The sequence below is a fragment of the Pseudomonas sp. YuFO8 genome (assembly GCF_035065025.1).
GTDB classification, from domain to species: Bacteria; Pseudomonadota; Gammaproteobacteria; order Pseudomonadales; family Pseudomonadaceae; genus Aquipseudomonas; species Aquipseudomonas putida_AE.
In genome coordinates, this window is sequence record NZ_JAXDEQ010000036.1 from 36,455 (window position 1) to 61,516 (window position 25,062).

The following is a 25,062-nucleotide window of genomic DNA, read 5'->3' on the forward strand; positions in this document are numbered from 1 at the left end:
TTATTCGGCTCGTGCTCGGACGTGGATCGCGGCGAACGGCTCATTCTGCACCAGCTCGACCAAGGATTCCTTGACCAGCTCGAGAATTGCCATGAAGGTCACGACAACCCCCAGGCGCCCTTCCTCGGCGGTGAACAGCTCGACGAACGGTACGAAACCGCCGCCCTTGAGCCGTTCCAGCACATCGCTCATGCGTTCGCGGGTGGACAGTGCTTCGCGGCTGACCTGGTGGCTTTCGAACATGTCGCCACGGCGAAGCACCTCGGCCATGGACAGCAAAATCTCGGACAAGCGCACATCCGGCAACAGTTTGCGCGCCCTGGCTTCCGGGGCATCGAGCTTGGGCACCACCACGTCGCGACCGACCCGGCTCAGGCCATCGATGCCTTCGGCGGCGGCCTTGAAACGCTCGTACTCCTGCAAGCGACGGATCAGTTCGGCGCGCGGGTCTTCTTCCTCGTCCTCGACGGTTTCAGCCCGCGGCAGCAGCATCCGCGACTTGATCTCGGCCAGCATCGCGGCCATCACCAGGTATTCGGCGGCCAGTTCCAGGCGCACCGACTGCATCAACTCGACATACCCCATGTACTGACGGGTGATTTCCGCCACCGGGATGTCGAGGATGTTGATGTTCTGTTTGCGGATCAGGTACAGGAGCAGGTCGAGGGGGCCTTCGAAGGCTTCGAGAAAGACCTCCAGCGCATCCGGCGGGATGTACAGGTCCAGCGGCATTTCCATGACCGCCTGGCCATAGACCATGGCGAAAGGCAGCTCTTGTTGGGCCCCAGCCTGACTGTCAACGGGTTCAACTGCGGACATCTAGGCCTCGACCATGAACGGCGCAGGGTCGCCACAACCGACGCGGATCACTTCCGGCTCGCCATCGGCGAGGTTGATCACCGTAGAAGCCTTGATCCCGCCGAAACCGCCATCGATGATCAGGTCGACCTGATGCTCGAGCAACTGGCGCATTTCGTAAGGATCGGTCAATGGATCCTCGTCGCCGGGCATGATCAGCGTCACGCTCATCAGCGGTTCGCCAAGCTCTTCGAGCAGCGCCAGGGCAATCGGGTGGCTCGGCACCCGCAGGCCGATGGTGCGTTTTTTCGGATGCAACAGCAGGCGCGGGACTTCACGGGTGGCGTTGAGGATAAAAGTGTAGGGCCCTGGAAGGTGAGCCTTGAGAATGCGGAAGGTGCCCGTGTCGATCTTGGCGAACAGCCCCAGTTGTGACAGATCGCTGCAGATCAGCGCAAAGTTGTGCTTTTCGTCGAGCTGGCGCAGTCGGCGTACGCGCTCCACGGCGACCTTGTCGCCGATCTGGCAACCGATGGCGTAGGAGGAGTCCGTGGGATAGATCACCACCCCGCCCTTGCGAATGATCTCGACAGCCTGCTTGATCAGGCGCGCTTGCGGGTTTTCCGGATGAATCTGGAAAAATTGACTCACATTCTCTACCTGTTCAGACGACGGCAATATTTGGGTCATGTTTGAATCGACACCACAGTGGTGGCAGATCCTCCGGAAGCGGGCGATACTCACCGATCTCGGACCAGCCTCCAGGGCCATGAAAATCACTGCCGGCGCTGACCAGCAGACCGAACTCGCGGGCCAGAATAGCCAGGCTGCCTACTTGCTCGGCAGGCTGATGGCCATTGACCACTTCGATCGCGTGGCCCCCTGCTTGAATATAGTCGGCAATCAGGCGGCGACGCTTGCTGCGAGTGAATTCGTAGTGCCAGGGGTGAGCCAGACTGACCCACGCCTTGGCCGCGCGCAGGGTTTCGACGGTTTCTTCCAGGGTTGGCCAGTGTTGCTTGACGTCGCCCAGCTTGCCGGCACCCAGCCATTTGCGGAACGCTTCGGCGCGATCCTTGACGAAACCTTCGCGCACCATCCAGTCGGCGAAGTGCGGGCGGGCCGGCGCGTTACCGCTGTCGCCCAGGGCCTGCTGGACTTCACGGGCGCCTTCGAGGGCTCCCGGCATGCCTTTCAACGCCAGTTTGCGGCTGATTTCCTCGGATCGTAGCCAGCGGCCGTCGCGCAACTTGGCAATCGCCTCGACCAAAGGCGCGGCATTGACATCGAAACCGTAGCCCAGCACGTGAATGGTCGCGCCGCCCCAGGTGCAGGACAATTCGACGCCATTGACCAGTTGCATCCCCAGCGCATTCGCTGCACAGCGGGCCTCGTCGAGGCCTTCGAGGGTGTCGTGATCGGTCAAGGCCAGGACTCGCACGCCTTTCTCGAACGCTCGCGCAACCAGGATCGCAGGCGCCAGGGCGCCATCGGAGGCCGTGCTATGGCAGTGCAAATCAACATTCACAGGGCTTTGTAACCTCAAATCAGCTGGCGCTATCGCGCGCCCATATGTTTGTTATTATGCCGCCACATCCTGCTTCTGGCTGCCACTGTGAAACAATTCATCGATTTCATCCCGCTCCTGCTGTTTTTCATCGTCTTCAAGATCGATCCACGGGTCGTCGACATTGCCGGCCACGAGGTCACTGTAGGCGGCATCTACAGCGCCACCGCGATGCTGATCATCAGCTCCCTGGTGGTCTACGGCACGCTGTTCATCAAGCAGCGCAAGCTGGAGAAGAGCCAGTGGCTGACCCTCATCGCCTGCCTGGTCTTCGGCAGCCTGACCCTGGCCTTCCACAGCGAGACCTTCCTGAAATGGAAAGCTCCGGTGGTCAACTGGTTGTTCGCCCTGGCGTTCATCGGCAGCCACTTCATCGGTGACCAACTGCTGATCAAGCGCATCATGGGCCACGCGCTGAGCCTGCCGGAGCCGGTCTGGACGCGCCTGAACATCGCCTGGATCGCGTTTTTCCTGTTTTGCGGTGCCGCCAACCTGTTCGTCGCGTTCACGTTCCAGAGCTACTGGGTCGACTTCAAGGTCTTCGGCAGCCTGGGCATGACTTTGCTGTTCCTGGTCGGCCAGGGCATCTACCTGTCCCGCCACCTGCACGACGCCGATACCACAACGCCGAAAACCGAGGACTGACATGCTTTACGCAATCATTGCCACAGACGTCGCCAACTCCCTGGAAGCCCGCCTGGCCGCCCGGCCTGCACACCTTGAGCGCCTGCAGGTGCTCAAAGGCGAAGGTCGCATCGTATTGGCCGGCCCACATCCGGCGGTCGACAGCAATGATCCAGGGGCAGCGGGTTTCACCGGCAGCCTGATCGTCGCCGAATTCGACTCCCTGAGCGCCGCACAGGCCTGGGCCGACGCCGATCCGTACATCGCCGCCGGCGTCTACGCCAACGTCCTGGTCAAGCCTTTCAAGCAAGTCCTGCCGTAACGTCTCTTGGCGCGGTGAACCTTATCGGTTCATCGCGTTCTCAATCGCTCATTATTCTCGTTTGCCTGCCGACAAACTCCCCAATATCCGTATTGGAATCAGGAGTCGCGATGCGCAAAGGTCCGTTGTGTCTGATGTTGGTCACGTTGTCGATCGTGGCGCCCGCCCACGGTGAAGAAGCCGCCGAGGGCGCGAACTCCACGCCGCTGTCCTTGAGCGCCGGCAGCCAGATCAACGAACTGCAGCAACGCTTGAAGGAAAGCGAGCGGCAACGAGAAGAACTGGGCAAACAATTGAACAATGCCGATGGCGAACGCGAAAGCGTCCAGCTGGTCCGGTTGCGCCAGGAGAATCAGCGACTCAAGCTGCAACTTCGGGAAGTCCAGGCCGGCAATACGATCCCGCGCTTGCTGACCGATCAGCAACAGTGGTTCGTCGTTGGCGCCGGGGTGGCGCTATTGGCCCTGCTCTGCGGTATCTTCGCCAGTGGTGCGAGTCGAAAACGTCGACAATGGCTAAATTGAGTGATTCATGAGCGAGCTGTTACTAATTGATGATGACCAGGAGCTGTGCGAGCTCCTGAGCAGCTGGCTGAGCCAGGAAGGGTTTCAGGTGCGCGCCTGTCACGATGGCCAGAGCGCCCGTCGCGCACTGGCCGAAACCTCCCCGGCGGCCGTGGTGCTGGACGTGATGTTGCCGGACGGCAGTGGCCTGGAACTGCTCAAGCAACTGCGCAGCGATCACCCGGACTTGCCGGTGCTGATGCTGTCCGCCCGCGGCGAACCCCTGGACCGTATCCTCGGCCTGGAGCTCGGTGCCGACGACTACCTGGCCAAACCTTGCGACCCACGGGAACTGACAGCCCGTCTGCGCGCCGTGTTGCGCCGCAGCCATCCGGCGCCGGCATCCAGCCAGATGGAGCTGGGCGACCTGTGTTTCAGCCCGGTGCGCGGCGTGGTCAGCATCGATGAACAGGAGTTCACGCTTACAGTTTCCGAAAGCCGCCTGCTCGAAGCCCTGCTCAAGCAGCCCGGCGAGCCGCTGGACAAACAGGAACTGGCGCAAATCGCCCTCGGCCGCAAGCTGACCCTGTACGACCGCAGCCTCGACATGCACGTGAGCAACCTGCGCAAAAAAATCGGCCCGCATCCCGATGGCCGCCCGCGCATCGTGGCCCTGCGCAGCCGCGGCTATTACTACAGCCTCTAAACCTACGCTCCCTTGCAGGAGCCGGCTTGCCGGCGAAGGCGTCCTTGAATAATGCGTCGTTCTTTCGGACGCCTTCGCTGGCAAGCCAGCTCCTACAAGGGTTGTTTTTGTCAGGTCGGCGCAAAACCATCTTTACCCAAGCTTTACGTACCGCTGACCGCCGCTGACCTTGATCTGCGTAATCTGAACTCATCCGGAACGTACCGGGAATGAGACAAGGAGATTCACCATGCGCAAGACTCTTATCGCTCTGATGTTCGCCACCGCCCTGCCGACCGTTGCCATGGCCATGCCTGAAGGCGCAGGCCCGATGGATGGCCCGATGGACGGTTCGCGCCACGGCGGTCAGATGCACGGCATGCACGGTAAAGGCCCGTACAGCCAACTGGACCTGAGCCGCGAGCAGCGCGAGCAGATCCGCAAGATCATGGGCGAGCAGATGCACGAGCGTAAGCAAGTGGTCGACAAGTACCTGGAAAAACTCTCGCCAGCCGACCAGAAAGCCATGAAAGATGAAATGGCTGCCAACCACAAGAAAGCCGAAGCCGATGTGCGTGCCTTGTTGAAGCCGGATCAACAGAAGAAATTCGACGAAATCCAGAAAAAACAGGCTGAACGTCGCGCGGAATGGGCAGAGTTCAAGGCCTGGAAAGCGCAGCAGGCGCAAAAAGCGCAATAATGTGCTAACCCCCGGCCCAACGGTTAACCACCGTTGGGCCTCATTGCTTTTGATCTACTGTAGGAGCGAGCTTGCTCGCGATGGACGTCAACGATAACGCGCGGCATCAGGTAGCCCGTGTTGTCTAGTCGTTTATCGCGAGCAAGCTCGCTCCTACAGGTCTGTTCGAGGATTTTCTGTGCGCTCATTGTTCTGGCGGGTCCTGGCCAGCTTCTGGCTGGCCATCGCCCTGGTTGCAGGGCTCTCCATTCTGCTCGGGCACATGCTCAATCAGGACGCGTGGATTCTCAGTCGCCATCCGGGCCTCAACACCCTGGCCGAACAATGGACGCAAACCTACGAAACCCAGGGCGAAGACGCAGCCCAGGACATTCTGCAACAGCGCAAGCGCCAATATCACATCGACGTCCAGGTACTCAACGAGAGCGGTGACCCGGTGGTGCGCGGCACCTTCCCACGGCGTGCGGCTGCCTTTGAGGCGCGGCAGAACAACGACGACCGCCGCCTGCCATGGCGGCGCCTGACCGATGAGTTCACCAGCGACAAAAGTGGTGACACCTACCTGTTCATCTACCGCATCCCTCACCCGGAACTCGACGCCTGGCACCGCGAAAGCCTGCTCTGGCCGTTGAGTGCGCTGGGGATCGCCCTGGTGGTACTGACCCTGTTCAGCCTGCTGGTGACCTTCTCCATCACCCGCCCGCTCAGCCGTTTACGCGGCGCGGTGCATGACCTGGGACAAACCACCTACCAACAGAACAGCCTGGTCAAGCTGGCCAACCGCCGCGACGAATTCGGCGTGCTGGCCAACGACTTCAACCGCATGGGCGCGCGCCTGCAAAGCCTGATCGGCAGTCAACGGCAACTGCTGCGCGATGTGTCTCACGAACTGCGGTCCCCGCTTGCCCGGCTGCGCATTGCGCTGGCATTGGCCGAACGGGCCAGCCCTGAAGAGCGGGAAAAACTCTGGCCGCGGCTCACCCGCGAATGCGACCGCCTCGAAGCCTTGATCAGCGAAATCCTCGTGCTGGCGCGGGTCGATGCCGATAACGCCAGTGCCGAAGAAGTGGATCTCAACGCCCTGCTCACGACCTTGCAAAAAGATGCACAGCTGGGTTCACCCGATCAGCTCGTGCACCTGGAAGCCGAGTCGCAGCTGACCCTCAAGGGTTGGCCGACGATGATCGAGCGCGCCGTGGACAACCTGCTGCGCAACGCCCAGCGCTTCAACCCGGCGGGCGGCCTGCCGATTGAAATGCAGGCCTTGCGCCAGGGGGAGCGGATCGTGGTGACCGTGCGTGACCATGGGCCGGGGGCGGAAGCTGAACATTTGCGCCAGCTGGGCGAGCCCTTCTATCGCGCGCCCGGGCAGACGGCAGCCGGGCACGGCCTGGGACTGGCGATTGCGCGCCGTGCGGCGGAACGCCATGGCGGAAGCCTGATGCTGGCCAATCACCCTGAGGGTGGATTTATTGCCAGTCTGGAATTTCCTTTGGTGCCGGGGGCGGTGACCTGAAAAGATCGCAGCCTCGTTTCACTCGACAGCTCCTACGGATGTAACACTGTAGGAGCTGCCGCAGGCTGCGATCTTTTGATCTTCAGGCTTTACCGGGCCAGGCACTGACAAATTCGGCCAGATCAACCTTCTCCGCCACCCGCGGTTCTTTTTGCGGCGTGCCGAGGTACAGGAAGGCAATCACCTCCTCCCCTTCCGCCAGTCCCAACCCCTTGGCCACATGGGACGAATAGGCCAGGTCACCGGTGCGCCATACCGCGCCGATACCCTGCGCATAGGCCGCGAGCAAAATCCCGTGGGCCGCACAACCCGCGGCCAGCAACTGTTCGGACTTCGGATATTTGACGTGCTCCTGCACCCGCGCAATCACCACGACCACCAGCGGTGCCCGCAGCGGTCCATTACGCGCCTTGTCGATGGCCGCTTCAGCGACTTCAGCGTCCTGCAGCTTTGCCGCTTCGGCCAGCAACTCGCCCATTTGCTCACGCGCCGCGCCTTCGACCGTCAGGAAGCGCCAAGGCTGCAAGTGGCCGTGATCCGGGGCGCGCATGGCTGCGGCAAACAGCACTTCGCGTTGCGCCTGGGTAGGTGCCGGCTCGATCAGGCGCGGCACGGAAACACGGTTGAGCAAAACGTCGAGAGCCTGCATCGGCCACCTCCAGAAAAAAATGTGCGGCTATTCTAGCTGTAACTACTGAGGCAGTGCGGTTTACATGCCCCGCCCCGCAGGTAGAATGGCGCCCTCCTTACTTCAGCCGAGCGGATTTCATGGCGTTGCCGACCTTACGTCTCATTGGTTTCATCATCGGCATTTTCCTGATAACCCTGGCCATCGCCATGGTCGTGCCCATGGCCACGCTGGTGATCTTCGATCGCACCGGCGACCTGCCGTCGTTCCTCTGGGCCAGCATGATCACCTTTGTCGCCGGCCTCGCCCTGGTCATTCCCGGGCGCCCCGAGCATGTCCATCTGCGACCACGGGACATGTACCTGCTGACCGTCAGCAGCTGGCTGGTGGTGTGTATCTTCGCCGCGCTGCCGTTCCTGCTGACCCAGCACATCAGCTACACCGACTCGTTCTTTGAAAGCATGTCCGGGATCACCGCCACCGGTTCGACGGTGCTCAACCACCTGGACGACATGTCCCCCGGCATCCTGATGTGGCGCTCGCTGCTGCACTGGATCGGCGGCATCGGGTTTATCGGCATGGCGGTGGCGATCCTGCCGCTGCTGCGCATCGGTGGCATGCGGCTGTTCCAGACCGAGTCCTCGGACCGTTCTGAAAAAGTCATGCCCCGTTCGCACATGGTGGCGCGCCTGATCGTGGCGGCCTACGTCGGCATCACCATTTTCGGCAGCCTGGCCTTCTGGTGGGCCGGGATGAGCCCGTTCGATGCGATCAACCATGCGATGTCGGCGATTTCCACCGGGGGGTTCTCGACCTCGGACCAGTCCCTGGCCAAGTGGACGCAACCGGCGGTGCATTGGGTGGCCATCGTCATCATGATTCTCGGCAGCCTGCCGTTCACCCTGTACGTGGCGACCCTGCGCGGTAACCGCCGGGCGCTGATCAAGGACCAGCAGGTCCAGGGCTTGCTCGGCATGTTGCTGGTGACCTGGCTGGTACTTGGCACCTGGTACTGGTGGACCACCCAGCTGCATTGGCTGGAGGCGTTGCGGCATGTGGCGCTGAACGTGACGTCGGTGGTCACCACCACCGGTTTCGCGCTGGGGGACTACAGCCTGTGGGGCAATTTCTCGCTGATGCTGTTCTTCTATCTGGGTTTCGTCGGCGGTTGCTCTGGTTCGACTGCCGGCGGGATCAAGATTTTCCGCTTCCAGGTCGCCTACATCCTGCTCAAGGCCAACCTTAACCAGCTGATCCACCCCCGTGCGGTGATCAAGCAGAAGTACAACGGCCACCGCCTCGATGAAGAGATCGTGCGTTCGATCCTGACCTTTTCGTTCTTCTTCGCCATCACCATCTGCGTGATCGCGTTGTTGCTGTCACTGCTCGGGGTGGACTGGATGACCGCCCTGACCGGCGCCGCCAGCACCGTGTCCGGCGTCGGCCCGGGGCTGGGCGAGACCATCGGCCCGGCAGGCAACTTCGCTTCCCTGCCGGACGCGGCCAAGTGGATTCTCTCGTTCGGTATGCTGCTGGGCCGACTGGAGATCATTACCGTGTTTGTGCTGTGTATACCGGCGTTCTGGCGTCACTGACCGGCGCCGGCGTTTCCATCAGGCGCGCCCGGTACTCGCCGGGCGTGGTGTCGAACCAGCGGCGGAAAGCGCGGAAGAAATTGCTCGGATCAGCGAACCCCAGCAGGTAGGCGATTTCCAGCAGGGTCATGCTCGGTTGCGCCAGGTACTGCTCGGCCAGTTCACGACGGGTGTCGTCGAGCAACGTCTGAAAACTCGTGCCCTCCTCCTGTAGACGCCGTTGCAAGGTGCGTTGCGACAAATGCAGCGTCTGCGCCACGGCATCGCGCTTGGGTTCGCCCTGGGGCAGCAGACGGCACAGCACCTGGCGCGCCTTGTGCGTGACCCGACTCTCGGAAAACCGCGCCAGGTATTCGCCGGCAAACCGGTCATGCAACAGCGCCATGGCCTCGTTGGCCGTCGGCAGCGGTGCTTCCATGTCCGCGCGTTCAAATATCAACGCATCGTAGGGCGCGTTGAACACCAGCGGCGCATGGAAGGCTTGTTTATAGGGTTCGAGATCGGCCGGTTGATCACCCTGCACCAGCACCTTGCGCGGGTGCAGCGTGCGTCCGGTCAACCAGCCGCACAGTGCCAGGGCGCAGGCCAACGAGGCTTCGGCGCTTTGCCGGGTCGGCGGCAAATGGTCGCCGTGCACCGTCAGGATCAGCGCATAGCCCTCATCCAGCAGGCGAAAACTCAGGTCGGCGCTTTCGGCGATGATCCGCTGGTAACGCACCAGTCGCCTGAAGCCTTCGGCCAGGGTCTGGCTGGACATCAAGGCGTAACCAGTCACATGGAACTGTGCCGGTCGCACCACCTTGCCCATGTTCAGGCCAATCGCCGGGTTGCCGGACAGTTCAACCGCCCGTTGCCACAGTCGTGTCATGGAATCTTGCGGGAAGCGCGCATCCGGATCATCCAGTGCCGCGTAGTCGAGCCCCAGTTGATTGAACAGAACCCGGCAATCCAGGCCGTCCATTTCCAGTGCTTTGACAATCCCCATCGCCCAGCTTGCAGAAGTCGTTCGTTCGCTCATGGCGTCTACTGTCTTGGTGAGCCGTCTGTCGCGGCAAATTTTCCGAAGGATACTAAAGTGGCGCCTATTGTCACTGGCTCGCGCCAATGATCACTCTAGACTCAAATAAGCTACCCGCAGAACAAGTTGCAGCCAGAACAATAACCACAGAGATCGCGGTCGTGGAAAACATCAAGCGTTTCAATAGCTTCGCTGAGTTTTATCCGTATTACCTCAGCGAACACAGCAACAGTACCTGCCGACGATTGCACTTCATCGGCACCACGCTGGTTATTTTCATTCTGGCGCTGACCGTCGGTCGTGGCGCCTGGACCTTGTTGTGGGTATTGCCGCTGGCGGGTTACAGCTTCGCCTGGGTTGGCCATTTCTTCTTCGAGAAGAATCGTCCTGCAACCTTTCAGCACCCTTTCTACAGCCTTCTCGGCGATTTCGTCATGTATCGCGACATGATCCTGGGACGCGTGCCGTTCTAGATCAGCAGAGGATTGCCGATGAATGCCAATGCCCGTTTTACCCACATGAAGGATGGTACGCAGGAAGACTGGGCGATCATCGCCGCGGACTTCAGCGCCTACGCTCGCCAATTGCCGATTCGGATCGCGGCGCACCTGAAGCTGCTCGAAGGTGATTTCGGCGGGTTCCCCGTGGACCGCCTGACCCACTCGCTGCAAACCGCCACCCGTGCCTGGCGCGATGGCCGCGATGAAGAGTATGTGGTCTGCGCCTTGCTCCACGACATCGGCGACACCCTGGGTTCCTACAACCACCCGGACATCGCCGCGGCCATCCTCAAGCCGTTTGTCAGCGCCGAGAATCTGTGGATGGTGGAAAAACACGGGATTTTCCAGGGCTACTACTTCTTCCATCACCTGGGCATGGACCGGCATCTGCGCGAGCAATTCTGCGATCACCCGCAGTATCAGGCCACCATCGAATTCTGCGCCAAATACGATGCGGCGGCGTTTGACCCGGCGTATGACACGCTGCCGTTGAGTTTCTTCGAGCCGATGATGGAACGGTTGTTTGCGCAGCCGAAGAACTCGATCTACAAGGCGGCGATGTAGGAGCGAGCTTGCTCCGGGCGGCGTTCCGACGAAAAACCTGAGGTCGCCGCGGGGTGTCTGGTTTCCCGCGTCATCGTTGAATTCCATCGCGAGCAAGCTTGCTCCTACAGCGAAGGCGCCGGACCTGTCTACGCAGGCTCTGCCATTTTAACTGCCTTCAATTGCGCCTCCTGCGCATCGGCCAGCCGATACAACTCGATCGTGCCATCCCAATGCTCGATCAGCGCCGTGCACGACTCCACCCAGTCGCCGCAATTGAGGTAGTCGACCCCGCCCACCTTGCGAATCTCGGCATGGTGAATATGGCCGCACACCACGCCGTGGAGTTCGCGCTTGACGCACTCGTGGGCGATGGCTTCTTCAAAATCGCTGATGAAGCTCACCGCGGTTTTCACCTTGTGCTTGAGGTACGCCGACAGCGACCAGTAGCCGTAGCCGTATCGGGCGCGCCAGTGGTTGAGCCAGCGGTTGAGGGTCAGGGTGAATTCGTAGGCCGAGTCGCCGAGAAACGCCAGCCAGCGATGGTAGCGGGTAATCACATCGAACTGATCGCCGTGGATCACCAGCAAGTGTCGGCCATCGGCGGTCACGTGCACCGCTTCGTCCACCAGCTGGATGTTGCCCAGGATCAGCTTCGAATAGCGGCGCAGGAATTCGTCGTGGTTGCCGGTGACGTAGATCACCTCGGTGCCGCGCTTGCTCATGGTCAACAGGCGGCGGATCACGTTGGTGTGCGCCTGGGGCCAATACATGCCGCCGCGCAGTTTCCAGCCGTCGATGATGTCGCCGACCAGGTAGACCTTGTCCGCGTGATAACCCTTGAGGAACTGCGACAGATGCTCGGCCTGGCAATCGCGGGTGCCCAGATGCACATCGGAAATCCACAGGGTGCGCACACGTTGCTTACGACTGGGTTTGGCGAGCTCGGCGCTGGTCATGGGCAACCCTCAGGACAAGTTTTGGCAAGCTTGCCGCGTCCGGGTTAATGGCCCATGACAGCGCCGAGTCAGTCCTGTGACAGCGCGCGCAGGTGGTGTCGGTGTAGACTGCGACCTGACGCATCAACCCTGCAACGAGAGCCGAGATGAGACCGATCCTCACCCTGCGCCAGTACACCCACGACCTGATCGTCCACAGCCATGAGCATGCGCAACTGGTGTTCGGGCTGTCGGGTGCGCTGGATTTCGAAGTCGACGGGCATGGCAGCCAGGTGGTCCAGCAAAGCTTCGTGGTGATTCCGGGCGGCTTTCATCATGCCTGCGGCAGCCCCAACGGCAGCCGCTGCCTGGTCCTCGACGTGCCCGGCGATCAATGGCTTGGCCAGTCCCTGGGCGATCATGCCGATGCCAGTCGACGCCTGCTCGACAACGCCGGCCGCTTGTCGCTGGATGCGGGACAGAGCCAGTTGGTCGAGTGGCTGGCCAACAGCCCGGTCGATGATCCGGTCATTGCGCAACAGGGCGCGGTGCTGTTGCTGGCGAGCCTCAACAACGCCAGGCCCGACTCGGTCGGCGGCCGGCGCCTGCCCTACGCCGCCCTGAATGCACACATCGACCAATACGCCGCCTACCCGCTGCAAGTCGCCGACCTGGCGCGCGTGGCCGGTCTTTCCAGTGCCCGTTTGCATGCCCGGTTCGTGGCCGAATGCGGGCAGACGCCGATGGACTACATCCGCAGCCGACGCCTGCACAAGGCCGTGGGACTGCTGCGCAATTCGGCGCTGCCCATTGGCGAGATTGCCTGTCGGGTCGGCTACAGCTCCCAGAGTGCCTTTGCCGCAGCGGTGCTGCGCGAGTTCGGCGCATCGCCGGGTAGATTGCGGCGCGAGGCTGGCGACAAATGACGCGAGTCTGGCGACAGACACAGGGTTCGTTTACACGTTCAATGTAGGAGCTGCCGCAGGCTGCGATCTTTTGATCTTGCTTTCAGGATAAAGATCAAAAGATCGCAGCCTGCGGCAGCTCCTACAAGGGTCGGCGGTGTTGTCGGCCACGTTTATCAAGGATTGCCATGACTCCCCGTACCGCCTTGGGCGCCCTGCATATCGGCGCATTGATGTTCGGCCTGACCGGCGTATTCGGCAAACTCGCCGCCGCTTCGCCGGCGATCATCGTCTTCGGCCGGGCGGCGTTCGCGGTGCTGGCGCTGGCGTTCTTTGCGCGCTTTGCCAGCCAAAGCCGTTGGCGAAGACTCGAAGCGGTGGATGTGCGCCGACTGCTGCTCAGCGGCTTGCTGCTGGCCGGGCACTGGGTGAGTTTCTTCATCTCGGTGAAGGTCGCCGGCGTTGCCATCGCGACCCTGGGTTTTGCCAGTTTCCCGGCCTTTACCGTGATCCTTGAAGGGCTGATTTTCCGTGAGCGCATCCGCGCCAATGAAATTCTGCTGGTGGCGCTGGTGAGTGTCGGGCTGGTGCTGGTCACGCCTGCGTTCGATCTGGGCAGTGGCGCCACCACCGGCCTGCTCTGGTCGATCGCCTCGGGCTTGCTGTTTTCCTTGTTGTCGCTGACCAACCGCGCCAGCTCCGCGCGCATCCCGCCGGTGCAGGCGGCGTTGTGCCAGAACGTGGTGGTCGGATTGTGCCTGCTGCCAGCCGCAGCCCCGCACCTGAGTGAAGTGCGCGCCATCGACTGGCTGTGGATCGGCCTGCTCGGGGTGTTCTGCACCGGCGTCGCCCACAGCCTGTTTGTCGCCAGCCTGGCGGTGATCAAGGCACGGACCGCCGCCGTGGTCTTCGCCCTGGAGCCGGTCTACGGGATCACCATCGCCTGGCTGCTGTTCGATGAAAACCCGACCCTGCGCATGCTGCTGGGTGGCGCATTGATCATCGTCGCGATCGTGGTGTCCAGCAGGCTATCGAGTGGTGCGAGCAAGAAAACCGTTGCCGCCGAGGCGGTGTCTCACTGAGTGCGATCGTTGTGCCCCAGGTCGCGGTCCGGATCGATCTGGTCGCGGACCCGCTGCTTGAGCACCTTGGCCTCGGGGAAACCGCCATCAGCCTTGCGCTCCCAGAGCTGCACCTGGTCACAGAAAATGTGAAAGACCCCACCCGTGCCGGGCACCAGGGACACCTTGCCCAGGTCATCGCCAAAGGTGCTGAGCAGCTCCTGGGCGAGCCAGGCCGCACGCAGCAGCCACTGGCATTGGGTGCAATAGGTGATGACGATTTCCGGTTTGCTGGCGGTCATGATCGGCGAAACTCCTGAGGCAGAGGGCGCCACCATGATAACGGTGTTTATTGCCTGTTAACCGGTTCGGCGGGTTCGATTACCCATTCAATCTCAGCCTCGGGCAGCGCTGGCGCTTTCGGCGGCTGCTCGGCGGTAGGAGAAGGGTCCATCGGGCCCAGATCCCAGTTCGTTTCCATCGACAAGTCGTCCAGATTCAGCTGGAACTCATCGAAGGGTAATGGCGGCGATGGCGTCACCAGGGGCAAAAGTACCGGTGCTGCAAGCACAACCGGCGCAAGAGGTTGCAATGGCGATTGGCGGACGGGCACTTCCTGAAGGCTCTGCCCATCGGGCTGCGGGTCTGGTTGCGATGGTTCCAGCGATACCTGGTCCTGCTGTCTTTGCCGACGAACCCGCACCAGCAGTAACGCCAACGCCACCAGCGCCAGCAACCCTCCGATCGCTAGCCAGTTCGACCCAGGCTCCGCCACTGGCGCTGGCGCCACGTCAACCGACGCAACAGGCTCCGTGGGTGCCTGCTTGACCTCGGCCAATCGGGCTTGCAACTCGGCGACCTGCTTTTTCTCAACGGCGATCTGCTCGTCCCTGGCCTGAAGTTTCACGTTGAGTTCATCGACGCTCGCCTGCAACTGTTGGTTGTGCAGGACGCTGGCGGCCAGTTGTTCAGCCAGGGGATCGGCGACAGGCCTTGCCGCCGATTCCGTGCGTGCAGGTAATGGTGCGACTGCCGGCTCGACACTCGGGAATGCTGAAGAGGGACGGTTCACCGCTGGTTCATCACTGATCGGTGCCAGGTTTTCCGCACCTGGAGGATCGATCAGCACGGTGTACTCGCGCAACACGCGGCCATTGGGCTGGTCGAGCTGCACCAGAAAATCCAGGTAGGGTTCCTTGACCGGTTTGTTGGAGCTGACCCGGACCAGGCTGCGATTGCCCCGCAGGATGGGCGTGAATGTCAGGTCGTTGAGGAAGGCCACGCGCTCGACGCCGGCGCGGCTGAACTCGTCCGCCGTCGCCAGGCTGACCGACAGCTCGCCCTCAGCCACTGCGGCGGCATCCACCAGGGCGATCTCCGCGCGCAGCGGCTGATTCAGTGCCGAGTGCAGGGTGATTTCACCGAGGCCCAACGCCGGCACCCAGGCCGAATAAGTAACAGCGGCACAGGCCAGCAACAGCCTGGCGCCAAACCGTACAACCAATAGCCGACTCTGGAGCATGAACATCCCTTAGGTAAACCAAAAACCAATCTGCACGTGTTCGCACCTGCGGTACGAACACGATATTGCCGACTAGTTCTTATAGTCCGCCCAATGCCCTGGCTCAAAAGCCTGGGCGGGAGGTTGTGTCTCAGGATTTTTCGAGGTTGGCGAGGATGTGCCCGTGAACACGCATGCAGACCTTTACGTCCGCCTCATCGACACCTTCGAAGAGTTCATGACGCAGCTGGGTGGCAATGGTTTCAATTTGTTCGATCAGGGGCAGCGCCGGCGCGCAAAGCACAATTTTTTTCGCCCGACGGTCTTCCACCACCGCCTGGCGTTGCACCAGGCCCTGGCTTTCCAGACTGTCGAGCAGCCGCGCCAGGGTTGGCCCCTCGACGCCGACGCTTTGCGCCAGCTCACGCTGGGTCGGGGCTTGCTCGAAGCGCGCCAGGTGCAGCAGCACCAGCCAGCGGGCCTGGGACAGGCCAAGTCCGGCAAGGCGGCGGTCGAGCTCGGCGCGCCAGCCACGGGACATTTGTGCCAACTGCATGCCAAAACGGTGTTGATCGGTCAACGACATAAAACACTCATGATCAGACTGAAATAAGAGAAATACTAATAATTAGTCAGCTAAGCATGAGCCTTGGCTGGAGGCAAGGCTTGTTCTGTACTGAATCGTTACATCAATGAGGCTGGTCATTCAAAGTTCGAATTCGGACTGCAAAGCCGCCCGAATACAGTACAGGACCCCTTCGGGCACCCTCCCTGCGAACAGCGCGGAAATTTCCGCTACCGGCGGCAGTTCGCCCTCTCCGTCGAGGAACGCGTCCTGGACTTCGCCCATCAAGTCCTCCGGCAAGTCCAGCGCCTGCTCCAGCGACAACTGCTGCTTGCCGATCGCCTCGGCGAGCAGGGTGTAGACGTTCTTTTCCGAGCATTGCAACTGACCGGCGATCTGCAACGGCGTCATGCCGGCACGGGCCAGGGTGATCAGCTCGTGGCGCAGGTCTGCGACAACTTTCGGTGCCTCGACCTGGCCACCGAGCACTTCGAGGAACGCCTCGCCATAACGCTCCAGCTTGCGGGCGCCGACGCCACTGACCCGGGCCATTTGCGCCAGCGAGGTCGGTTGGCTGCGCAGCATTTCCAGCAAGGTCGAGTCGGGGAAAATGACGTACGGCGGTACGCCGTGTTCTTCGGCCAGCTTGCGCCGCAGGGCACGCAGGGCTTCCCACTGTTCGCGCTCTTCGCCACGCACCAGCTGGCTCGCCTGGCTCTTGCTGCTCTTGGCAGTGGTTTGCGCCTTCAGGTCGCGACGCAGTTCCAGGGTCACTTCGCCTTTGAGCAGCGGACGGCAGGTGTCGCTCAGGCGCAGGCCGCCGTAGCCTTCCAGGTCGATGTCGGCCAGGCCGCGAGCCACCAACTGGCGGAACAGCGAACGCCACTCGCCTTCGGCCATCGCCTTGCCGACCCCGTACACCGAAAGGTGCTGGTGCCCGAAGTTGCGCACCTTTTCGTTGTCCTTGCCCAGCAGGACATCCACCAGGTGCCCGACGCCGTAGCGCTGGCCGGTGCGGTAGATCGCCGAAAGGGCCTGACGGGCGGGTTCGGTGGCGTCCCAGGTCTGCACGCCATCGACACAGTTGTCGCAATGGCCGCAGGGCTCTGGCATGTCTTCGTCAAAGTAGGCCAGCAGCGTCTGGCGACGGCAGCGGGTTTCCTCGCACAGCGAGAGCATGGCATCGAGCTTGTGTTGCTCCAGACGCTTGTGGCGCTCGTCGCCTTCGGAGTTCTGCAGCATCTGCTTGAGCATCACCACGTCCTGCAGGCCATAGGCCATCCAGGCATCGGCGGGCAGACCGTCACGGCCGCCGCGCCCGGTTTCCTGGTAATAGGCCTCAAGCGACTTCGGCAAGTCGAGGTGTGCGACAAAGCGCACGTTGGGCTTGTCGATGCCCATGCCAAAGGCCACGGTAGCGACCATGATCAGGCCTTCCTCGTTGAGGAAGCGTTTCTGGTTGTGGGCCCGCAGGTCGTTGGGCAGGCCGGCGTGATACGGCAGCGCCGGGAAGCCTTGCTCGCTGAGGAAGGTCGCCACTTCCTCGACTTTCTTGCGCGACAGGCAATAGACGATACCGGCATCGCTGCGACGCTCGGTGAGGAACGCCAGCAACTGCTTGCGCGGCTGCTCCTTGGGCACGATGCGATAAAAAATGTTCGGCCGGTCGAAACTCGACAGGAAGCGCTCGGCATTCTGCAGGTGCAGGCGGGTGACGATCTCTTCCCGGGTTCGCTTGTCGGCGGTGGCGGTCAGGGCGATGCGCGGTACGTCGGGGAACAGTTCCGCCAACTGGCCCAGTTGCAGGTATTCCGGGCGGAAGTCATGGCCCCATTGGGACACGCAGTGGGCTTCGTCAATGGCGAACAGCGAGATGTTCAGCCCTTGCAGGAAGCTCAGCATGCGCGGCTGCACCAGACGCTCGGGCGCGAGGTAGAGCATTTTCACTTCACCGCGGCGGATCCGTGCCGCCAGGTCACGCTGTTGCTCGGCACTGAGCGTGGAGTTCAATGCCGCGGCGGCCACACCCAGTTCTTCCAGGGTCGCGACCTGATCGTCCATCAGCGCGATCAGCGGCGAAACCACGACCGCCAGGCCGTCGCGCAGCAGCGCCGGCACCTGGAAGCACAGGGATTTACCCCCACCGGTAGGCATCAGGACCAGGGCATCGCCGCCACTGGCCACGCGCTCAATGATTGCACCCTGGCGGCCACGGAAACTGTCGTAGCCGAAGATGTCCTTGAGGACGCGCTGAGCCTGTTCGAGCATAAAAACTCCAAAAATCACCGAAACATCCCTGCAAGGCTGGTGCAGAACCCGCAACTTTGCACCGACAAATCGTAAGTGCGCATTGCATGTCGCTTCACATTTCAGCCATGACGCCAGCAGGGCATCACAAAACGCGCGAGTATACCCGAGCCCTCCCTCGCGCAGGGCACCGCTGATAAGAGCGGATGAAGATGAACCCCTGGAGCTGCCGAAGGCTGCTCCTACAGGGAATGCTGCATCCAAGAGGGGCAAATATGCCGCGCGGCTGGCCCAAGCGCTCAAGAAGGCCTAGAATTCCCGCATCGAATATTCCCCAAGGTAGCCCTTTAATGTCCTTCGCTGAGCAACTAACCCGCCTGCAAGTCTTCCTCGACGCCGATGAACTGCATGACGAGGCGCTGGACTACGTGGCCGCCCACGGCTACCTCACCGCGCTGTCGATCTGTTCCGAAGACGTTCCCGACCGTGAATGGATCGACGCCCTCTTCGCCGAAGAGCCGCACTACAGCGGCGAAGCCCAACGCGAAGAAATCGAAGCCACGCTGATCGGCCTCAAGGCTCACATCGCCCGCCAACTGGCCTCCGATGAAGAGTTCGAGCTGCCGTGCGACCTCGACCTGGGCGACGACCCGGACGATTCCGAGCTGCGCGGCTGGTGCATCGGTTTCATGGAAGGCGTGTTCCTGCGCGAAGAAGCCTGGTTCGAAACCGCCGAAGACGAAGTCAGCGAAATGCTCCTGCCGATCATGGTCGGTTCGGGCCTGTTCGACGAGCAACCGGAGTTCTCCGACATCGCCGCCGACGCCAACCTGATGGACGACATGATCGTGCAGATCCCGGAAGCCCTGACTGCGCTGTACCTGCTGTGCAACGCACCAGACGAAAAACCGGCGATCCTCAAGCCACGCCATCACTAAGGTCCCGCCTATGGACAACCCCATAGGCAACCGCTCCCTGATGTTGCGCTACGTGCTGCTGGCCATCGGCTGGCTGAGCGTGGCGCTGGGGGTGATCGGGATTTTCCTGCCCGTGCTGCCCACCACACCCTTCCTGTTGCTGGCGGCTGCCTGTTTCGCCCGCAGTTCGCCGCGTTTCTATCAGTGGCTGGTCAATCACCCGCGGCTCGGGCCGTGGATTCGTGACTACCTCGAAGGTAATGGCATTCCGCTCAAGGGCAAGGTCTATGCCATTGGCCTGATGTGGGCCAGCATCCTGTTCTCCTGCTACCTGGTGCCGATGCCCTGGGCGCGGGCGTTCATGCTGACCAGTGCGGTGCTGGTGACCCTGTACATCCTCAAGCAGAAAACCCTGCACAAGTCCTGAGATTCCCCCGCCTGCAGGTCGACGCTGACCCGACCACCACCTAGACTTCAGGTCTCTGCACTCGAGCAGCCAGTCATGCCGCGCAGTCCGGGTAGTCCAGGATGGCCAACACTCCGACTTCGGTTTGGCGGATGGCTGCTGCTGGCCAGTTTTCCCCTGGCCGGGCTTGCCAGCGCCTGGCCCGCCTGGGATTTCGCGCAGATTTCGCATACCGCACAAAAACGCTATGCCAGCCTGGGGCCGACCCAGGGACGCCTCCAACCCTGGAGTGAAATGCTGCAAGGTGAACGCAACCTGCCCGAGCTGGAGCAATTAACTGCGGTCAATCGCTTCTTCAACCAGCAGCTGGATTTCCAGGACGACGCCCGCCTCTGGCGCCAGGCCGATTACTGGGCCACGCCCGTCGAGGCGCTGATCAAGGCCGCGGGCGATTGCGAAGACTATGCCCTGGCGAAATATTTCAGCCTGCGCCAGCTGGGCATTCCCAGCGACAAGTTGCGCATTACCTACGTCAAGGCCCTGAAACAGAACCAGGCGCACATGGTGCTGACCTATTACAGCAGCCCTGGCGCCGAACCGCTGGTGCTCGACAACCTGATCGGCGAAATCCGCCCCGCCTCGCAGCGCAAGGACCTGTTGCCGGTGTATGCCTTCAACGCCGAAGGCCTGTACCTGCCCGGCAAACCTGGCCACCCGCGCAGCGGCGACTCGAAAAAACTGTCGCGCTGGCAAGACGTCCTGAAAAAAATGCAAACCGAAGGATTCGCCGTCGGCGACGGTTAGTCGCCACGCCAAGGAGCGCTCGATGAAACTGCGCAACCAGTTGTTTCTTGCCATCTGCCTGTTCTTGCTGGTGGCGTTCAGCGGCAGTTTTTATGCCAGCCTGGAAAGCTCTCGCGAGCAAACGCTGGGCCAGTTGCGCGCCCATGCCCAGGACGCCGCGACCGCCCTGGGCCTGACCTTGACCACCCAGGTCGACGACCCGGCGATGATGGAGTTGATGGTCAGCTCGATTTTCGACAGCGGCTATTACAGCGACATCCGCGTCACCCACCTGGAGAATCGGCAGGTGCTGGTGCAGCGCAGCGTCCCCGAGCGAATCGACGGCGTGCCCGGCTGGTTCGTCAACTTGGTGAATTTGCGCCCCGAGGGCGGCGATGCATTGATCACCCGTGGCTGGCAACAGGTGGCGCGCGTTGAAGTGTTGAGCAATCCCCAGTTCGCCCTGGCCAAACTCTGGGACAGCACACTGGGAAGCCTCGTCTGGTTGCTGCTCTGCGGGCTGCTCAGTGCAGTGTTCGGTGGCTGGCTGCTGCGTCGGCAATTACGTCCGCTGGACACCATGGTCCGGCAGGCCGACGCCATCAGCAAACGCGAGTTTCTCAGCTTGCCGACGCTGCCGCGCACACCGGAGTTGAAACGCGTGGTGCTGGCGATGAACCAGATGGTCGAGAAGCTCAAGACGCTGTTCGCCGAAGAGGCGGCGCGCAGTGAAAAACTGCTCGGCGAGTCCTACCGGGACAGCCTGACAGGGCTGGCCAACCGGCGATTGCTCGATGAACAACTGGCCGATCAATTGCGGATCTCCGAGCAAAATGGCGACGGTCATCTGCTGATGTTGCAGCTCAACGATTTGGCCGGGCTCAATCAACGCCTTGGCGGGCAACGCACCGATGCGTTGATTGGCGCGGTCGGCGACTTGCTCAAGCGCCTGACTCAGGTACCGCAACGGCGCACCTGGCTGGCAGCGCGCAATCGCGGTGGCGAATTCAGCCTGCTGGCACCGGATCTCGATACCGAGGAGGCAACGCGCCTGGCTGCCGAGCTCAGCGCCACCCTGGAAAACCTGCGCCTCACCGGTGCCAGTGACTGCATGCCCGTCGCCCATCTGGGCGTCGTCGCCTTCCATCCCGGCGACCCGGCGAGCCACGTGCTGCATCAACTTGACCAGGCACTGAACGAAGCCCGGCAACATCCCGAGCGCCCCTGGGCCGTGTTGGGCCACAGCGACAGCGCACCAAAGCAGGCCCAACACCACTGGCACACCTGGCTCGACGCTGCCCTGAACGAAGGCCAGCTGCAGTTGTATTTTCAACCGGTGGTGTTATGCGCCGAGACTCGTCAGGTGCTGCATCACAAGGTCCTCGCACGCCTGCTCGATCCACAGGGCGAAGCGATCGCCGCCGGCCAGTTCTTGCCGTGGATCGAGCGGTTTGGCTGGTCGGCGCGCTTTGACCTGGCGATGCTCGAAGCCACCCTCGAATACCTCGTCATCAACCGGATGCCCCTGGCATTGAGCCTGTCCGGCAGCACCTTGCGCGATCAGGCGCAGGTGCAACTGATCCTCGACATGCTTGAATCCCTGCCGGAACTGGCGCCCTTCCTGACCCTGGAAATCGATGAGCGCCAACTGCCTCCGCCAGACCCGTTGCAACGCTTGAGCCACAGCCTGCTCGCCACCGGTTACCGTATCGGGCTGCAGCATTTTGGCGGCCATTTCAGCCAGATCGGCAACCTCACGCAACTGGGGCTGGCGTACCTTAAAATCGACGGCGCCTACATCCGTGGCATCGATGCCGAGCATGATAAACGGCTGTTCATCGAGGCGGTTTGCCGCACGACCCACAGCATCGACTTACCCTTGATCGCAGAAAAAGTGGAAACCCAGGGGGAGCTGGAAGCGATCCGGGCATTGGGGGTGTTTGGCGTGATGGGGCGCTTGATCGGTGAGCCGCAGCCGATGTGATCTGCGGACGGTCGCAGGCAAAAAAAACCGCTCTCCCCTGTCACAGGAAGAGCGGTTTTTTTATTGCGGTTTTCAGGTCACACGGTATCCACCTTCAATGAATGGTCATTGAGCATGCCGTTGATGATGGTGGCCGCATCCGCTGAGCCAACGACCCCGCCCGCCCCCGGCATGACCCCATAGTGGCTGGCCAGGTTGACGCCGGCCAGGTCGATGGTCTGGTTCGGCGCGGCGCCGGCCATGGCGCTGACGTCGATGCTGGTCACCAGTGACGCGCCGCTGCCGCTGACGGTGAAATGCAGGTAGTCATCCAGTGAAGCCGCGGTGTTGGTCTCTCCTTGCAGCAGTTGCGACAGGTCGAGCTTGTCGGCACCCGGTGTGAAGTCGGTGATGACGTCGTGACCGCTGTTGCCGTTGAGCCACTGGAAGGTGTCGGCGCCACTTCCGCCGGTGAGGGTGTTATTGCCCAATCCACCGATCAGGAAGTCGTCGCCACCCGCGCCGTTGAGCACGTCGTTACCCAGGCCACCGGTGATGATGTTGCTGTTGTGATCGCCGGTGAGCGAGTCATTGAAGTTGGAGCCGGTCAGGTTTTCGATGGCGGTCAGGGTGTCGGTGCCGGCACCGATGGTGTTCTGTGCGCCGCTCTCGCCGAGATTGACCGTGACCCCGGCGGTGGCGTGGGCATAGCTCGCGGTGTCGATGCCCGTACCGCCATCGAGCAGGTCGTTGCCCGGTCCGCTGTAGAGCAAGTCGTTGCCTGCTCCACCGTGCAGCTCGTTGTTGCCGGTGCCGGCGACCAGCGCGTCATCCCCCGCTGTCCCGGTGAGGATGTGGTCAGCCTGGTAGCTGATGCTGTCGCTGCCGCCATGGGGGTCGCTGGCGGAGTAGCTGTGGTCCGGCGCAGTGTCCTTGGCCGCGGAGTAATCGACGGTCATCTTCAACTCGTAGTTTTCAGCGCTGTTTGCGCCTGGGCCCGGACCGTCGGGGATGTTGGTGATGTGGATGTGATAGGTCGCATCCTCCTTCGCCGTAAGGGTCTGGCCATCAGCGATGGGCGTGTAGGCGTCATCGTTGATCGAGTACTCCAGGCTGACCTGACCGGCAGTGAGGTTGTGATCCAGGTTGAGGGTTTCCCCCTGCTTGAGATTGACGGTGATCAGGTCATCGCTGTTGTGACCGTTGACCGCACCCAGCGCTCCGCTGACCACCAGGACCGCGGTCATGGCCGCCGTATTCGCGACGAAGGCGCTGCGGGCGATATCGGCATTGTCGCCGGAGACACTGTAGTTCGGTTTGGTCCCGGTAAAGTCTGCCCCTTTTGCGGGCTCCGAGGCTTTTTCGTGGACGCTCGCACCGCTGTCGTGGGCCGTCACCATGCAGCTGTTGTTCACGTCGATGGTGATCGTGGTGGTGCTTTCATCACCGTCACCGTCGCGCAGGGTGTAGGTGAACACATCACTCGCACCCGCCCCGCCCACCGAGTTCGGGTAGCTGTGGTACAGCGCGTTGCCTGCCGCATCCAGGGTCAGGTAGCCGTAGGTGCCGTTGATCTGGCTGCCCACGCCGCCATGCACCGGGGTCGAGGTGTCGTCGCCAGCGCGCACGCCGACCACACCACCGCCGGCGAACTGGCCATCGGCCCCTGCGTGGTCATTCCAGATTACGTTGCCACCGATGTAGCCGCCCTCTCCCACGGACGCAATGTCCGGGATTGCGGTCGGCACGTCATCGACGATGTTGACCACGATGGTGCTGGTGGCGATGTTGCCCAGGGCGTCAGTGGCCTGGTAGGTGAAGGTTTCGTGCAGGACGTTGGCGCCATCGTTGGCCAGCGGCGTGGTGCTGGCTGGCGAAGTCAGGGTGTAGGTATAGCTGCCATCAGGGTGCAGCAACAATTGGCCGTAGGTGCCGATGGCGTTGCTGACCAGGCTGTAGGTAATGGCGCCGCTGCCCCCATGGACCGCACCCACCAGGGTGCCGCTGGCGATTTCGCCGGTGTTGCATGGCTGCTCCAGGGCATTTTCGTAGACGGTCACGTCCTGGTCGCTGGCCGCGACCAGGCAACTGTTGTGCACGTCGATGGTGACGGTGGTGGTGCTTTCGTCACCGTCGGCATCGCGCAGGGTGTAGGTGAACACATCGCTCGCACCCGGCTCGCTCACCGAGTTCGGGTAGCTGTGGTACACGGCGTTGCCCGCCGCATCCAGGGTCAGGTAACCGTAGGTGCCGTTGATCTGGCTGTTCAGGCCGCCATGCACCGGGGTCGAGGTGTCGGAGCCGGCACGCACGCCGACCACGCCACCGCCGGAGCCATCGGAACCGCCGATATCGTTTACCAGCACGTTGCCGGTGACGTTGCCGCCCTCGGCCACCGAGGTTGCATCGGCGCGAGCGGTCGGCAGGTCGTCCACGACCTTGACGTTGATTTCCCCCCGCGCCTCGCTGCCGTCGGCATCGATGGCGATGACTTCAAAGTTCTCGGTGATGCTGTTGGCGCCATCGGCGTTGGGGTGGGTGTCGGTGTAGTTGAGGGTGTAGCTGTAGCTCACGACCCCTGTGGCCGGGTCAAAGCCGGTGATGGTCAGGGTGCTGCCTATCCAGGTGCTGCCCGAGATCGGCAAGCCCTGCACCACGCCACCGCTGATGATCTCGACGCCGGAAATGCTCAGGCTCTGCAGGCCATCCGGGGCGTTGACGGTGAAGGTCCCGTGCTGGGTCAGCGCCGGGGCGTCGGGGTCGCTGCCGTAGGTGAG

At 62.1% G+C, this 25,062-nt stretch carries 26 protein-coding genes; 15 read left to right on the forward strand and 11 right to left on the reverse strand.

What is annotated here, in order from left to right; genetic code table 11:
* The 3 genes from SOP95_RS24740 to SOP95_RS24750 all read right to left on the reverse strand — a co-directional run bounded on the left by SOP95_RS24740 (position 1) and on the right by SOP95_RS24750 (position 2,326).
* Positions 1 to 699, reverse strand: a complete 699-nt coding sequence (locus tag SOP95_RS24740) for a segregation and condensation protein A (RefSeq protein ID WP_178134427.1) — start codon at positions 697 to 699, stop codon at positions 1 to 3.
* Between the two features lie 120 nt (positions 700 to 819).
* Complete coding sequence (locus SOP95_RS24745; protein WP_046816873.1) at positions 820 to 1,449, reverse strand: L-threonylcarbamoyladenylate synthase; 630 nt, start codon at positions 1,447 to 1,449, stop codon at positions 820 to 822.
* A gap of 13 nt (positions 1,450 to 1,462) precedes the next feature.
* A complete protein-coding gene (locus SOP95_RS24750; protein WP_274074824.1) occupies positions 1,463 to 2,326 on the reverse strand; it encodes a PHP domain-containing protein in 864 nt (287 codons plus the stop codon).
* 87 nt (positions 2,327 to 2,413) lie between these two features.
* Here SOP95_RS24750 and SOP95_RS24755 point away from each other — a divergent pair, with 87 nt between their 5' ends.
* The 6 genes from SOP95_RS24755 (at position 2,414) to SOP95_RS24780 (ending at position 6,715) form a co-directional block, all read left to right on the forward strand.
* Positions 2,414 to 3,010, forward strand: coding sequence for a septation protein A (locus tag SOP95_RS24755; protein ID WP_008055521.1), 597 nt, complete (start codon positions 2,414 to 2,416; stop codon positions 3,008 to 3,010).
* A 1-nt stretch (position 3,011) separates the two neighbouring features.
* Positions 3,012 to 3,311: a YciI family protein gene (locus SOP95_RS24760; protein ID WP_007984134.1), complete on the forward strand. Its 300-nt coding sequence runs from the start codon at positions 3,012 to 3,014 to the stop codon at positions 3,309 to 3,311.
* A gap of 110 nt (positions 3,312 to 3,421) precedes the next feature.
* A complete protein-coding gene (locus SOP95_RS24765) occupies positions 3,422 to 3,835 on the forward strand; it encodes a translation initiation factor 2 (RefSeq protein ID WP_323608659.1) in 414 nt (137 codons plus the stop codon).
* A gap of 7 nt (positions 3,836 to 3,842) precedes the next feature.
* Positions 3,843 to 4,520 (forward strand): response regulator transcription factor, encoded by a 678-nt coding sequence (locus SOP95_RS24770; protein ID WP_274074822.1) that lies wholly within the window; start codon positions 3,843 to 3,845, stop codon positions 4,518 to 4,520.
* Between the two features lie 229 nt (positions 4,521 to 4,749).
* Positions 4,750 to 5,199 carry an LTXXQ domain protein gene (locus SOP95_RS24775; RefSeq protein WP_274074821.1) on the forward strand — a complete coding sequence of 150 codons (450 nt, stop codon included), beginning with the start codon at positions 4,750 to 4,752 and terminating at the stop codon, positions 5,197 to 5,199.
* A gap of 178 nt (positions 5,200 to 5,377) precedes the next feature.
* Entirely contained in the window at positions 5,378 to 6,715 is a 1,338-nt protein-coding gene (locus SOP95_RS24780; RefSeq protein WP_323608660.1) for a sensor histidine kinase, read from the forward strand.
* A gap of 82 nt (positions 6,716 to 6,797) precedes the next feature.
* On the opposite strand, the gene SOP95_RS24785 is transcribed toward SOP95_RS24780, so the two are convergent.
* Complete coding sequence (locus SOP95_RS24785; protein WP_274074819.1) at positions 6,798 to 7,364, reverse strand: NAD(P)H nitroreductase; 567 nt, start codon at positions 7,362 to 7,364, stop codon at positions 6,798 to 6,800.
* Between the two features lie 119 nt (positions 7,365 to 7,483).
* On the opposite strand from SOP95_RS24785, the gene SOP95_RS24790 reads away from it, so the two are divergent.
* A complete protein-coding gene (locus tag SOP95_RS24790; protein ID WP_274074818.1) occupies positions 7,484 to 8,938 on the forward strand; it encodes a TrkH family potassium uptake protein in 1,455 nt (484 codons plus the stop codon).
* On the opposite strand, the gene SOP95_RS24795 is transcribed toward SOP95_RS24790, so the two are convergent.
* Entirely contained in the window at positions 8,895 to 9,956 is a 1,062-nt protein-coding gene (locus SOP95_RS24795; protein WP_274074817.1) for an AraC family transcriptional regulator, read from the reverse strand. The two genes, SOP95_RS24790 and SOP95_RS24795, sit on opposite strands and share 44 nt — an antisense overlap.
* A gap of 161 nt (positions 9,957 to 10,117) precedes the next feature.
* Here SOP95_RS24795 and SOP95_RS24800 point away from each other — a divergent pair, with 161 nt between their 5' ends.
* A complete protein-coding gene (locus SOP95_RS24800; RefSeq protein WP_274074816.1) occupies positions 10,118 to 10,429 on the forward strand; it encodes a DUF962 domain-containing protein in 312 nt (103 codons plus the stop codon).
* A gap of 18 nt (positions 10,430 to 10,447) precedes the next feature.
* A complete protein-coding gene (locus tag SOP95_RS24805; protein ID WP_274074815.1) occupies positions 10,448 to 11,020 on the forward strand; it encodes an HD domain-containing protein in 573 nt (190 codons plus the stop codon).
* A gap of 128 nt (positions 11,021 to 11,148) precedes the next feature.
* On the opposite strand, the gene SOP95_RS24810 is transcribed toward SOP95_RS24805, so the two are convergent.
* Complete coding sequence (locus SOP95_RS24810; protein ID WP_274074814.1) at positions 11,149 to 11,958, reverse strand: UDP-2,3-diacylglucosamine diphosphatase; 810 nt, start codon at positions 11,956 to 11,958, stop codon at positions 11,149 to 11,151.
* A 146-nt stretch (positions 11,959 to 12,104) separates the two neighbouring features.
* On the opposite strand from SOP95_RS24810, the gene SOP95_RS24815 reads away from it, so the two are divergent.
* Positions 12,105 to 12,863 (forward strand): helix-turn-helix transcriptional regulator, encoded by a 759-nt coding sequence (locus tag SOP95_RS24815; RefSeq protein ID WP_274074813.1) that lies wholly within the window; start codon positions 12,105 to 12,107, stop codon positions 12,861 to 12,863.
* A gap of 167 nt (positions 12,864 to 13,030) precedes the next feature.
* Entirely contained in the window at positions 13,031 to 13,924 is an 894-nt protein-coding gene (locus SOP95_RS24820) for a DMT family transporter (protein WP_274074812.1), read from the forward strand.
* Here SOP95_RS24820 and SOP95_RS24825 read toward each other — a convergent pair.
* The 4 genes from SOP95_RS24825 to recQ form a co-directional block, all read right to left on the reverse strand.
* Positions 13,918 to 14,205: a SelT/SelW/SelH family protein gene (locus tag SOP95_RS24825; RefSeq protein ID WP_046816858.1), complete on the reverse strand. Its 288-nt coding sequence runs from the start codon at positions 14,203 to 14,205 to the stop codon at positions 13,918 to 13,920. The genes SOP95_RS24820 and SOP95_RS24825 overlap by 7 nt on opposite strands.
* 47 nt (positions 14,206 to 14,252) lie before the next feature.
* The gene (locus SOP95_RS24830) at positions 14,253 to 15,425 is read right to left on the reverse strand and encodes a type IV pilus assembly protein FimV (RefSeq protein ID WP_323608661.1); all 1,173 of its coding nucleotides are present in this window, start codon (positions 15,423 to 15,425) and stop codon (positions 14,253 to 14,255) included.
* A gap of 130 nt (positions 15,426 to 15,555) precedes the next feature.
* Entirely contained in the window at positions 15,556 to 15,990 is a 435-nt protein-coding gene (locus tag SOP95_RS24835) for a MarR family transcriptional regulator (RefSeq protein ID WP_274074810.1), read from the reverse strand.
* 120 nt (positions 15,991 to 16,110) lie between these two features.
* Positions 16,111 to 18,237, reverse strand: a complete 2,127-nt coding sequence (gene recQ / locus SOP95_RS24840) for a DNA helicase RecQ (protein ID WP_323608662.1) — start codon at positions 18,235 to 18,237, stop codon at positions 16,111 to 16,113.
* Positions 18,238 to 18,566: 329 nt separating this feature from the next.
* Here recQ and SOP95_RS24845 point away from each other — a divergent pair, with 329 nt between their 5' ends.
* The 4 genes from SOP95_RS24845 (at position 18,567) to lapD (ending at position 22,306) form a co-directional block, all read left to right on the forward strand.
* Positions 18,567 to 19,154 (forward strand): YecA family protein, encoded by a 588-nt coding sequence (locus SOP95_RS24845; RefSeq protein WP_274074808.1) that lies wholly within the window; start codon positions 18,567 to 18,569, stop codon positions 19,152 to 19,154.
* Between the two features lie 10 nt (positions 19,155 to 19,164).
* Positions 19,165 to 19,560: a YbaN family protein gene (locus SOP95_RS24850; RefSeq protein ID WP_274074807.1), complete on the forward strand. Its 396-nt coding sequence runs from the start codon at positions 19,165 to 19,167 to the stop codon at positions 19,558 to 19,560.
* Between the two features lie 75 nt (positions 19,561 to 19,635).
* Positions 19,636 to 20,343 carry a cysteine protease LapG gene (gene lapG / locus SOP95_RS24855; protein ID WP_274074806.1) on the forward strand — a complete coding sequence of 236 codons (708 nt, stop codon included), beginning with the start codon at positions 19,636 to 19,638 and terminating at the stop codon, positions 20,341 to 20,343.
* 22 nt (positions 20,344 to 20,365) lie between these two features.
* Complete coding sequence (gene lapD / locus SOP95_RS24860; RefSeq protein WP_323608664.1) at positions 20,366 to 22,306, forward strand: cyclic di-GMP receptor LapD; 1,941 nt, start codon at positions 20,366 to 20,368, stop codon at positions 22,304 to 22,306.
* Positions 22,307 to 22,383: 77 nt separating this feature from the next.
* Here lapD and SOP95_RS24865 read toward each other — a convergent pair.
* Positions 22,384 to 25,062 (reverse strand): type I secretion C-terminal target domain-containing protein (locus tag SOP95_RS24865; protein WP_323608665.1); only part of this gene is annotated, 2,679 nt, incomplete at its 5' end.